This window comes from Campylobacter concisus (genome assembly GCF_002913225.1).
Classification (GTDB): domain Bacteria; phylum Campylobacterota; class Campylobacteria; order Campylobacterales; family Campylobacteraceae; genus Campylobacter_A; species Campylobacter_A concisus_J.
Genome location: NZ_PPAW01000031.1, coordinates 1 through 11,964 on the forward strand (window position 1 = coordinate 1; position 11,964 = coordinate 11,964).

At 31.9% G+C, this 11,964-nt stretch carries 15 protein-coding genes; 14 read left to right on the forward strand and 1 reads right to left on the reverse strand.

Annotated elements, in window-relative coordinates; translation table 11 throughout:
* The 14 genes from CYP26_RS10180 to aqpZ form a co-directional block, all read left to right on the forward strand.
* The coding region (locus tag CYP26_RS10180; RefSeq protein ID WP_181000869.1) for a hemagglutinin repeat-containing protein at window positions 1-4,170 on the forward strand (4,170 nt) is incomplete at its 5' end.
* Window positions 4,163-4,522 carry a hypothetical protein gene (locus CYP26_RS05985; RefSeq protein ID WP_103630752.1) on the forward strand — a complete coding sequence of 120 codons (360 nt, stop codon included), beginning with the start codon at window positions 4,163-4,165 and terminating at the stop codon, window positions 4,520-4,522. The genes CYP26_RS10180 and CYP26_RS05985, both read left to right, overlap by 8 nt.
* 140 nt (window positions 4,523-4,662) lie before the next feature.
* Entirely contained in the window at window positions 4,663-4,932 is a 270-nt protein-coding gene (locus tag CYP26_RS05990; protein WP_103630753.1) for a hypothetical protein, read from the forward strand.
* A gap of 390 nt (window positions 4,933-5,322) precedes the next feature.
* Window positions 5,323-5,679: a hypothetical protein gene (locus CYP26_RS05995; RefSeq protein WP_103630754.1), complete on the forward strand. Its 357-nt coding sequence runs from the start codon at window positions 5,323-5,325 to the stop codon at window positions 5,677-5,679.
* Window positions 5,672-5,974, forward strand: a complete 303-nt coding sequence (locus CYP26_RS06000; RefSeq protein ID WP_103630755.1) for a polymorphic toxin type 50 domain-containing protein — start codon at window positions 5,672-5,674, stop codon at window positions 5,972-5,974. Before CYP26_RS05995 ends, CYP26_RS06000 begins: the two co-directional genes overlap by 8 nt.
* A gap of 13 nt (window positions 5,975-5,987) precedes the next feature.
* Entirely contained in the window at window positions 5,988-6,275 is a 288-nt protein-coding gene (locus CYP26_RS06005) for a hypothetical protein (protein ID WP_103630756.1), read from the forward strand.
* A 552-nt stretch (window positions 6,276-6,827) separates the two neighbouring features.
* Window positions 6,828-7,154, forward strand: a complete 327-nt coding sequence (locus CYP26_RS06010; RefSeq protein WP_103630757.1) for a hypothetical protein — start codon at window positions 6,828-6,830, stop codon at window positions 7,152-7,154.
* 105 nt (window positions 7,155-7,259) lie between these two features.
* Entirely contained in the window at window positions 7,260-7,505 is a 246-nt protein-coding gene (locus CYP26_RS06015) for a hypothetical protein (protein WP_103630758.1), read from the forward strand.
* A complete protein-coding gene (locus CYP26_RS06020) occupies window positions 7,502-8,101 on the forward strand; it encodes a hypothetical protein (RefSeq protein WP_181000870.1) in 600 nt (199 codons plus the stop codon). The genes CYP26_RS06015 and CYP26_RS06020 overlap by 4 nt, the downstream gene beginning before the upstream one ends.
* A gap of 271 nt (window positions 8,102-8,372) precedes the next feature.
* The gene (locus tag CYP26_RS06030) at window positions 8,373-8,756 is read left to right on the forward strand and encodes a hypothetical protein (RefSeq protein WP_103606476.1); all 384 of its coding nucleotides are present in this window, start codon (window positions 8,373-8,375) and stop codon (window positions 8,754-8,756) included.
* A gap of 345 nt (window positions 8,757-9,101) precedes the next feature.
* On the forward strand, window positions 9,102-9,563 hold the full coding sequence (locus tag CYP26_RS06035; protein ID WP_103630760.1) for a hypothetical protein: 462 nt from the start codon (window positions 9,102-9,104) through the stop codon (window positions 9,561-9,563).
* Window positions 9,564-9,618: 55 nt separating this feature from the next.
* Entirely contained in the window at window positions 9,619-9,993 is a 375-nt protein-coding gene (locus CYP26_RS06040; protein WP_103630789.1) for a phytanoyl-CoA dioxygenase, read from the forward strand.
* A gap of 621 nt (window positions 9,994-10,614) precedes the next feature.
* Window positions 10,615-10,881, forward strand: coding sequence for a hypothetical protein (locus tag CYP26_RS06045; protein WP_103630761.1), 267 nt, complete (start codon window positions 10,615-10,617; stop codon window positions 10,879-10,881).
* A 118-nt stretch (window positions 10,882-10,999) separates the two neighbouring features.
* Window positions 11,000-11,488 (forward strand): aquaporin Z, encoded by a 489-nt coding sequence (gene aqpZ / locus CYP26_RS06050; RefSeq protein ID WP_258031433.1) that lies wholly within the window; start codon window positions 11,000-11,002, stop codon window positions 11,486-11,488.
* Between the two features lie 227 nt (window positions 11,489-11,715).
* Here the strand turns inward: aqpZ and CYP26_RS06055 are convergent, their stop codons facing one another.
* Entirely contained in the window at window positions 11,716-11,946 is a 231-nt protein-coding gene (locus CYP26_RS06055) for a hypothetical protein (protein WP_180995481.1), read from the reverse strand.
* Between the last annotated feature and the right edge of the window lie 18 nt (window positions 11,947-11,964).

The following is an 11,964-nucleotide window of genomic DNA, read 5'->3' on the forward strand; positions in this document are numbered from 1 at the left end:
AGCATAAGCAAATTTAAAAAGGAAGCAAAAGATAAAAACGTAAAAGCCTCAGCTCTAGTAATGGCTAACAACATAGACCTAGACGCCAAAGGCAACATAAGCCTAGCTGGCAGCGTAGTGGCTGATAGTCTAAATTTAAATGCAGATAAAAAGATAAAGCTAAAAGGCGCAGAACTATCAACTAGTAGAGATGCTAACATCGCGGCTAATGATATAGAGATAGATAGCTCTGATCTAAAATCTAAAAATCTAAGCTTAAATGCAAAGAATAATATAAATTTAGATCAAAGCAAATCTCAGTTTAGCAAAGTCTCTAACCTAGAGGCTACAAACGATATAAATTTACAAGCTGGCAATGATATAAAAGTCTCTGGCTCAAATTTAGATGCGAGTGGAGATATAAATTTAAACTCAGGCAATAATATAGAGATAAAAGCAGATGAGTTTAGCTACACTCATCATGTAAGCTCCAAAGGGATGAAATTTGATGAGAGCGTAAAAAGAGTAAGCGCTGCAAATTTAGATGCTAAGGATATAAATTTAAATGCTAAAAATGCTCTTTTAGTCTCATCGTCTCATTTAAATGCCCTAAAAGATATAAATTTAAATGCTAGTGACATCATACTAGCAGCACAGTCAAACACTAGCGAAGCAACAGCTATAAATAGCTCTAAGTCGCTCCTTTCTAAAAAACAAACCATAGATAGCGCCGTAAGCTCAGAGGTTGTAAGCACTAGCCTAAAATCAGGCAATAATATAAATTTAAACTCAGCTAATGATATATATCTAGTATCATCTAAGCTAAAATCAGACAAAGATATAAATTTAAACTCAAACAACAACATCCTCTTTGAAAATGGCTACAACGTAGAGGCTAGCTCACACTCTTCTAGAAAGAGTAAAATATCTTTAAATCCAAATGCCTTTTATAAGAGTAGCTTTGATCTTGTTGCAAATGGCACTAAAAAGGCAGTTTATAGCACTATAGACTCAGGAAGCGATATAAATTTAAATGCCAAAGGTGCTCTTAGCCTAAAAGGTGCAAACCTAAACTCTGGCAATGATATAAATTTAAACGCAGAGCTTATAACTATATCAAACACTAATGATGAAAGCTATCATAAAGAGGAGCATAAGAGTAGTAGGGTAGGTATCTTAAAGCCTAATGAAGTGCTAAAAGATATCTTTGTCGATCTAAAAAGAAAGCTAAACCCTCTAAAAGAAACAAAAGATAAATTTAGCTCACTTAGCACACCTACATTTGTAATAGGAAAAACATCTACTAAATTTGAAAGCAACAGCCTAGAAGCCAAGAGCTCTAACATAAAAGCTGGCAATAATATAAATATCAATGCCAATAAAGATATAAACATAGTTGCTTCAAATGTAGATGCTAAAGAGAACTTAAATTTAAAGGCTAATGAAGCGATAGAAATTTCATCGACAAATAGCATCTCTAATACCAAATCAGAATCTACATCTAGAAAGATCCTTGGCAAACAAAGCGCGTCAGCAAGCTCAACAAATGAAGAGGTTGTTAGCTCAAATTTAAACTCCAAAAACATAAACATAGCTTCAAACCAAGATACTACACTTATAGGCTCAAATATCAGCGCAGATGAGAGCTTAGATATAAAAGCTGATAATCTAAATTTACTCCCAGCCTCATATAGCTTAGAGAGCTCATCTAAATTTAAAGACTCAGGCTTTGGCGATCTAATAAAGTCAAATGGTGAAGAGAGTAGCTCAAACTATAACCTTGCCACAAGCACACTATTAGCAAAAGATATAAGCCTAAGCTTAAATACAATAAACGCCCTAGCATCTGTCATAGAGGCTACTAATTTAGATGTAAATACAAAGCTTTTAAATTTAGTCTCATCAAAGAGCACATCTGTAAATACAACTCTAAGTAACAACGCAGGAGTTTTAACAGCTACTGTAAAAACAAAGGGCAAGATAGAAGAGGTAGAGATACCAGCTATCATCAAGGTAAAAGATAAATTTACACTAAATGGCAAGGATATAACAGATAAACTAGACACTACAGCCTTTAAAGCCATAAACGACTCTTTAAACTCAGAGGAATTTAAAGAAGGAGTTATAAGAGAGCTAAGATCAAACTCAGATACTCCAATAGACGAAGAGACGATAAATCAAGTAAAGGCGGTTTTAAATTCTAAAGAGTGGGAAGATAAGACAACTACTCTTAGTGGAATGGGAGCTCTAATAATAACAGCCATCGTTACATTTCTAACAGCAGGAGCTGGAACCGCTGTAGCTGGAGCACTTGGAGCAGCTGCTAGCTCAACTGCAAGTGCAGCCATATCAGCTATGACAACAGCTGTCATAGCAAACTCAACTGTTCAGCTAACAAACAACCTCTTATCTCATGGCAAGGTTAAATTTGATACATCATCCCTAGCTAAATCAGCCATCAGTGCAGGGGTAGGCTCATATGTTAGTAGCTATATATCAAGCATAGATACTCTAAGTAATACCAACATCACAAATACACCATCCTATACCTTCTCTTATGCAGATCTACTAAGCTCTACATCAAACGCAGCAATAAACTCTGCCATCTATAAAGCAAACTTTAAAGATGCACTACTATCAAATTTAATCTCTAAAGCAACAGATAATGCTTACAAGGCAGTAGGAAGCTACTCAAGCAGTGAAGCAAATATAAACTCTAACTCACTATTTAAAGAATCAGGTCTAGGCAAGATAGCTCTTCACTCAGCCGTAGGAGCACTCTCAGCAAAGCTATCTCATGAAAACGTTGCAGCTGGTGCATTAAGCGCAGCTGTAAATGAAGCACTATCTTCTATCTTATATAAAGATACATCAAATATGAGCACTAAAGAGATAGAAGCTTATAACAATAAACGCCTACTAGCATCCCAGCTAATAGGCATAATAGCTGGAGGTATAGCTAATGGGGATAAAGGAGCAAACACAGGATATAAAATAACCACAAGTGCAGATACTTATAATAGGCAGCTTCATCAAAGAGAAACCGATAAGATCAAAGAGTTATCAGAAATTTATGCCAAAGAAAAGAGCATATCACTAGATAAAGCAACGAGCATAGTAGCAAAAGCATATTATTCTAGTGTAGATAGTGACGCCAACGACTTTTATATAAATAACCTAAGTAGTGATGAGGCTATAGAGATATTAAAAGCAAAAGAATTTATACAAGATAATTTAAATAGCCCTAACAACCATTTAGTAAATGGTAATGATATATCAAACACATCTAAAAAAGAGTATTACGATAGGTATTCAAATTTACAAGGCTATAATGACAATAAAGACTTTTATGAAAAATACCTTAGCATAAAAGATCAAGATAATACTCTTAAATTCTCTGCCTCAGATTTAGCTTCTGGTTTTATAAAACCATATAAAGATATATTTGGCTATATAGTGTCTGATCCACTAAATAGCTCAAAAGATATCTTACTAGGAGCTATAAACCCTATAGGATCAGGATATGAATATGGACGTCACCTAAGAGAAATTTATGAAAAAGCAAGTCTAGATAGCTTCTTAAAAGATGAAGCTGGCTATAATAAACATGGTGGTGAACTAGCAGGTAACGCAGTCCATGCGATAGCTTTAGGTGGTAAAGGTGTAAAGCTAGTTAAGGATAAGCTAGGCTCTTTGGTTCTTAAAGATTTAGATACTCTAGGCAGTAGTTTTTCTGGATATGCCATTAAAAATGCTGGAGAAGCTGGTAGGGCAATAAGCGAATTAAATTCACAAATTTTACTATTAAAAGAGCTATCTTCTAGTGGTGTTAAATTTACTTCAAGTGATATTGTATTGATAACTAAAATGCCTAATGGAAAAATAGTATGGTTGGAAAAAGGAACAACTGATGCCGAAGTCATAGCTTTAGGTAGAAAAAATGGAGCTGGATTAAAACACATAATAGAGAAACATGGAGCTGAATTAGAGCAAAAAGGTATTATGGAAAAGGATATACCAAACTATGTTGCAACAGCAATAAAGGAAGGAAAAGTTATAGGATACCAGGGCAAAGGAAATGGCAGACCAATATATGAATTTAAATATAATGGAAAAATAGAACGAGCAGCAATTACAATAGGTAATAATGGCTTTATCATAGGGTTGAATAGAAGGAGTTTGAATGAGTAAAAAGTTAAAAATAGTTTTACAAACAGAATTTGCATGTGATAGCGTATTTTGGATATATGATGAATTTGGTGAAAACATAAATGGCGGAACATGGGTAGAGCAAGAAGATGAAACATCTTGGGATAGCAAACTTCCAGATGAACTGCTATCTTGTCCAGATATAAAAAGGCTCTCTACGGAAATTATGAAAGAATACAATAGTCTTTTTATAAACAATGAAAAAGAATTTAGTTATAAGGGCTTTGCTAGTCCCAAATCCGAAGCAAAATATATGCAAAAAATCAATGAGCTTAGAAAAATTTTATATGAAAAATGTGGTGACAAATACGAAATAGTAGACTGTTTGCGTTAAGCTAAAATTATTTTATTGCATAAAACATGAAACAATGTCAAAAAGCATCATGCCCATTTCGAGGTATATGACCAACCAATTAAAAGTGGTGGAAAAATAATATAAAATACGGCTGTAGAAATTATTATGGATAGTAAAAAATGAGAGAACTTTATAAGATTTATTTAAAGGACAATGCGCAATTTGGGCAAATGCCAAAAACAATTCACTATTCTGGCAGCGCTCTTTTGTCAAAGCCATTTGCACTAAGTATTGTCAAGTATAGTGACAATGAAGGATATTATTTGCTTTATCTTGACAAATTTGGAGAAGAGCAGACAGATACATATCATGAGACTTTAGAAGATACCTTTGGGCAAGCAGAATTTGAATTTGGCGTAAAAAAAGATGAGTGGTTGATTGCACAGTAGCTAAAGAAAAAACAGTAGATTACTCATAATAACGCAAACAATTGGAACAATAATGGTAATGATGGAATAGTTGTTGCTGGGGGAGAAAATGTTAAAAATATTATCACGGATAATAAGGCTAAAAAAATATTTGGAACAAGAGAAGGGCATATTATTGATACGCCACAAAATAGAGAGCTTTTAACAAATGTTGCCAATGATGCAAATAATATTTTAGGAAATGATAAATTTGGAAATACATGGAGTGCAAAACTTTTAGATACTGGGGAACAAGTTTGGACACAAACTAGAAACGGGCAAATTATAAATGGTGGAATAAACAAAGTTCCTAAACAATTTAATTCTGAAACTGGTTTATCATCACCAATAAGACCAAATTGGAAATAAATTATGAAAAAATATTTAACTACAAATGAAGCATATATTTATGCGTATAACTTTTTGAGTGATTTATATTTTCAAAATTTAGATGATGATTTAGGTGGTTTTTTAGGCAGTATGTCGCCAGAAATTTGGGTGGGAGAGAATTCAGGAGATGGATATTTATATCATCAATGGGCTGGGCTTGTCAATGAAATTTCAAGTTCCGAAAAAATAACACTAAAAGAAAGTTTTTTGATTATGATAAAATTTTTAAATGCGCAACATGAACAGTTTGACGAGAAATGGGCTAAAAAATTAGCTAATGAAATTTTATTTAATAAAAAATATTTCAGGCAATGGATAGCGGAATATAAAAATGATTAAATTTAATAAATATATAAAATTCGGTGGGCAAGGATGCCCACCCTACGGTGCTAATCAAAACGGTGTAACAAGAAGTATATTGACAGAGAATGTAGAAAATTTATTACCAAAATTAGGAACGGGTCAGAAAATAAATAATGTAGAAATCGGTTTAGCTGGTTCAAAAGAAAGAATTGATTTTGGAAAAGTAATTGGTTATTATGTTGATGAAGCTGGAAATAAATTGCCAACTACAAAAGGGATAGTTCATTATGGTAAAAATGGTGCCAATATTGTTCCGAGTAATCCAAATTGATAAAGGATTTGGTATGAATGAAATAATTTCTAAAATTCTATCATCTACAAAGAGAGCATTAAATGGCGAGACTACACAAAATATGCGTGCGTTATATGTAACTTTGGAAAATTTTACTATTAAACTATTGTTTATATATAATGGTGAAATAACAGACGACGATCAGGATAATATAGGATATATTAGTAGTTTGATTATCGCAGATTTTAACGAATATAAAATCGATGAAAAAGCAATTAGAATTGATTATCCAAATTTATTTTCTGTGCCGCAAAATTATTTTTTGGCATATAAAGGATAACGATTAGAAAATGACTAAATTCATAAATTTATCTTAGCACTTATAATTTTTATTGTAACTGGTTGTAGAGTTTCTCTAAATTTAAATAACACAAATGGAGATAAAGGAGCAAACACAGGATATAAGATAACCACAAGTGCAGATACTTATAATAGACAGCTTCATCAAAGAGAGATAGACTTTATAAACAATAAAAACAATATAGAAAGCTTTAAAACAAAGCTACAAACAACAACAAATAAAATTTATAGTGATGATGAAGCAAAATCTATCCTAGCAAAAGCAGCACTATCTCTAACAGATAGATCATTTAACGAAGCATATAGACAAAGTCTAAGCTCAAATGATTTATATAATATAGAACTAGCAACAAATTTCATAAAACAAAGTAGCTTTTACAATACAACTCTAGATAATACAAATGCCTTTAATCCAAATAAGAAGCAAGGTATATCTATCTAGATAGTTTTACTAACAATAGAGAATTCTATGATAAAAATCTAAAAGTAGATACAAAGCTTAGTAATGATATAGCAAACTTTGCAACAGGATTTGCAAAAAGGTGGAATAAATCTTGTAAAAGATACAATAACAGGAGTTTATTATCTAGTAACAGACACAAAAGAGACAGCTAAAGGCATAGCAAATACTCTCTCAAATGTAGATACGCTTATTTATAACGGCTTTATGAAAAGCGAACTAGATACGGTATTAGGTGATTATGAGAGTGTAACTGCTAGGGACTTTGAATTTATAGCTGGACTTACTGGTCCTGGTGCTGCTACAAACAAAGCTGGAAAAGCAGTTTGGGATAAGTTTGGTAAAAAGCCTAGTGAGGTAACTAGTGATGTTGCTAAAATAGATAATCCAACCATATAGTTAGTAAAAGACAAAGATAGTGCCGCAAATGTTTCTTTGTATGAAAAGTATAAAAAAGAGTTGTCGAATTTAGAAATAAGCAGTTTATTTAACAAGGATGGAACTTTGACTAAAGAAGCTATAAAATTAGGAAAACCACTAAGTGGCTATACTGGAGACAAATTAGGAAACGTTGTTTTGAAAGAAAATCTTATTAAGGATGACAGTAACTTAACGGATTGGAATAAAAAATATATAGAGCTAAGTGGCAATAGACAGCTGTATTACTATGAAAATAAGGTTACGGGTAAGATTTATTATGATATGGATTATAAAATAAAATTACCAGATTCTAAAAAGGGTAAAATTTGAAAGTAAGATTAAAAGATGGTGTTGATAAAGATAAATACCACATACCAACATATAATTCTATCGGTGATTATTTAAAAATAGATCAGGAGTATGAAGTTTGCGGGATAGAGGTAAATAAAAATGATCCATGTTGTATAAGTTATTCGGTAATATTTGATTATAGAACTTGGAGTTTTGATGCAAATATTTTTGTTATAACAGATGACACTATTGGTGATGATTGGGTTTTAAGACAGATAAACGAGAGCATTTTTATGCTTGCTCCAAAATGCATAAATTATCTTGGATTTGTAGAGGAATTTTGGGACGACGAACTACTAGCGTTAAGAGCGTATTATAAGAGATTTGATAGTGCTATAAAAAGATCATTTTCACGATATGAATTTAGAAAAATCTTTAACGACTATCAAGATCCAAGTATCAAAGCTATCGGAGTAGATACGCAAGCAGATGGCTACGTGGTTTGTCCGCATTGCTACAATGCAGAACAAGCAAGCGTAGAACTAGGTGCCATAAAGTGTGAAAAATGCCACCAAGAATATAACAACCCACTTGCAAAAATTTGTCCAAGTGGGATAGAAGTGGTGGATGAATAGCTAGTATTAGTTGTTATAGTTATATAAAAAATAGTCGTGATGAGGCTGGGAAAAATGATATATAAAAACTAAATAATAATGACATGTAAGATTATTCATGCACCTAGCACAAGTCAAAAACTAGATAGTTTTCTTAATGATAAACAAGGTTATATTTTAAGAATATACGATAAAAATAAAAATTACTTAGATAATTTTGGAAATAGTGGTGGCTATAAGGCCAATGAAACGCATATGCCAATTTATGGAAATCCTATTTTGGAGAAATAAAATGCTAGTAGAAAAGGGATATTTTTTATTAAATTTATGTAGAATGGCTTCTTTGTGGCATCAAGATAAGTATTTGGTTAATCCAACTATGGATAAATATGAAACAGTAGAGGACTTGGTACAAGATATATATAATGCTTGCGAATATGCGTTATATCCTAGAAATAAAATATATTTTTCAAAGCGAGAACTAGAAATCATAAGCCACTTCAAATCATTTATGGATAAGAATTTTGGAATAGATTTTTGGAATGAAATAGAAAAAATAGATAATAAAACTTTGGTTTATTCAAATAAAACTTGGATAAAAGCAAGAGAATTTGCTGGTACAATTATAAAAAGATTTGGTTTTAGCATAGAAAATTTTAATTATGAAAACTTTTAACCACTTTTGCAATAAATCTTTGAAGATGATCTAAATTTTAGAGAAAAAGAGAAGAGATATTGTTTTGCTTTTAGAAATTATGTAGTTGAATTTGTTGGTTTCATTTATTTTAAAATTTATAAAAGCGAATTTAAATAAATTTAAAGGTACATTGGGAAAATTGCAGAGACTCTTGATAAAATAGAAAAAATATCTGTAAATCAAATAACAAATTCTACGCAAGAAACCTATAAAGGCTCCATCATTATAGGTCATGCGTTAAGTAAGCATACGGGTAGAAAACCTGAAATTTGGGGTAAAACAACTGGTAGTATGGATACTTGGAATTTACAAGGCATGAAGCATTTGAAAGATATTTTAAATTCTGATATTGAATTTAAGAAAGTTACAAATAGTAAAGGTATAACATTTTTGGAAAAAAGATTACCAGATGGTCGTGGTATTAGATTGGAATTAAATGTAAATTCCACTATTTATCCTAATTTATCAAAAGAAAATTATAAAAATTTTAGGTTTGATGAAACACAAAATGGGTATATATATTTTCAGTTCAAAAATTCACAAATTTTTGATTTAAAATTTGAATTTTTTGAACTATATATTCTAATATATAATAATGAAAACGAACTAACATTATCTTTTGATTTTAATGAAGCAAATAAAATTCCCTTACAAAATTTTATTGATTTTTGCAAGAAAATGGCAAATGCATTAAATACAAAGTTTTATTATTGCGGTTTAGAGCCTGCTCAGGATACTAGCACACAGTTTTTTACATACAATGGTGTAGGAAAAATAAACTGGTAAACAAAATAATGAAATCGAGTTTATGGAAATCTTAATGCTGTTAAGGGAAATTAAAATGAGAAAAATAAGGGAATTATTGGCAAAGTCTTTGTTTAGACTTGCTTCAACAGATTATCAAACACAATATATTGATAATTCTACTATTTATGAGTATGTGGTGCCAGAAGACTTAATTGAAGAAGTTGCAAATTTTTGTAGAGAAGCACAATTAGATTGTTTCAAAAATAATTTTTCAGAACGAGAATTAGAATTTGCAAATATATTGCGAAATAAAATACTTAACCTGCCAAATGGTGATATATACAGAACAAATATATGGGCTGAATTAAAAATAGATGCAGAAAAATTTTTAAATATTTTGGGTTATCAAATAAAAGATTTTGATTATAATACAATAGATAATATAGACCGCAATGAGCTTGGTAAATAAAATAACAAAATCGAATTTACGGAAATCTTAATGCTATTATGGGAAAATAAAAATGTATCAACTAAAAAAATATTATTAGAAAGGCTATTTGAATTAGCTTCTACTGAGTATCAAAAAAATATATAGACAATGCTACTACTGATAAATATACTTGGGGCGATGAATTAGTAAATGAGATAATTAATCCATTAGAACTTATACAAAGGCCAGAAAATAAGTACTTATTTGATAATAATGAGCTCCTAGCTATAAAAGAATATAAAAATAAACTTGATACTATTTGTAAAAATAATAATACGGATACAGATTTATATGAAATGCCAGAAATTTGGAATAAGATAGTTATAAGTTCTGTAAATTTACTAAATTTATTAGGTCATTTCATTAATGACTTTGATGAAGATGCGAAATTGATAGCTGAACATAAAGTTTAGTAATATAGTATTGGTAAAAATCAATAAATTTACTTCCTTGCATTTACTATTTCTAAGATGGTGCTATATAAAACTAGATAAGGGTAAATTTGAAGCGATGACAAGCATTGATAGGCTAAATTTATACTTAAAGTGGTGGAAAAATAATATAAAATACGGCTGTAGAAATTATTATGGATAGTAAAAAATGAGAGAACTTTATAAGATTTATTTAAAGGACAATGCGCAATTTGGGCAAATGCCAAAAACAATTCACTATTCTGGCAGCGCTCTTTTGTCAAAGCCATTTGCACTAAGTATTGTCAAGTATAGTGACAATGAAGGATATTATTTGCTTTATCTTGACAAATTTGGAGAAGAGCAGACAGATACATATCATGAGACTTTAGAAGATACCTTTGGGCAAGCAGAATTTGAATTTGGCGTAAAAAAAGATGAGTGGTTGATTGCATAGCAGCTAATGAAAATTAGTAGATTACTTGTTTGGTGAGGCACTTAAAAATTTAAGGATAAAGTGACAGTTGGATGTGTAAAAATAAACGAAAAGCGAGAGGAATTGAAATTACATAAAAATATTTGGTCTTACAGTTCTTACGATGGCTTACGCAGTTGGTCACATCAGTGGCGGACACTTCAACCCTGCTGTCTCAGTTGGCCTATTAGTTGGCGGAAGATTTGATAAAAAAGATCTAGTGCCTTACGTCATCGCGCAAGTTATCGGAGCGATCGCAGCTGCTGGCGTGCTATATCTTATCGCTTCAGGCAAGGCTGGATTTGACGCTACTGCGAGCGGTTTTGCTAGCAACGGATACGGCGAGCACTCACCAAATGGCTATAATCTAGTCTCAGCGCTAGTTGCAGAGGTCGTTCTAACTGCTTTTTTCCTTATTATTATCCTAGGTGCGACTGACGAGCGTGCTCCAAAGGGCTTTGCACCGATCGCTATTGGCCTTGGCTTGACGCTTATCCACCTCATTTCAATACCTATCACAAACACATCGGTTAATCCAGCTCGCTCAACTGGCGTTGCGATATTTCAAGGCACTTGGGCACTAGAGTAGCTTTGGCTTTTCTGGGTTGCACCTATCGTTGGAGCGATCATCGGAGCTATCATTTATAGGATTTTAGGCTGCACATGCGGCTGCAAAAGCGCAAAATAATCAAATTTTATGCTTCAAGGGGCGATCTTCGCCCTTTCTACTCTTTCAAATTTAAATAAGTAAAAAGAAATTTATAATGTATTTTGAGGGTTCATCTAAGAAATTTAATTCTTAGATGAAAAGAGTTTTTAGGCCTTTTTTGTCATCGCCCTAATAGGTATAACAAATATCGCTGCAATAAGGTAAAAAACGATACCAAAGACAGCTGCCATCATAAATATCTCGCCGATATCATAAAAGCTTGACTCAAGCCTAATGGTATCCACGTAATTTATCGCAAACCATAATGCTACGCCAAGAGCGATAGCAAAAACAAAAAATCCCCAAGAAAATAAAAAATTTAAAATTTTAGTCATCAACTTTTCTCCTTTTTGAGT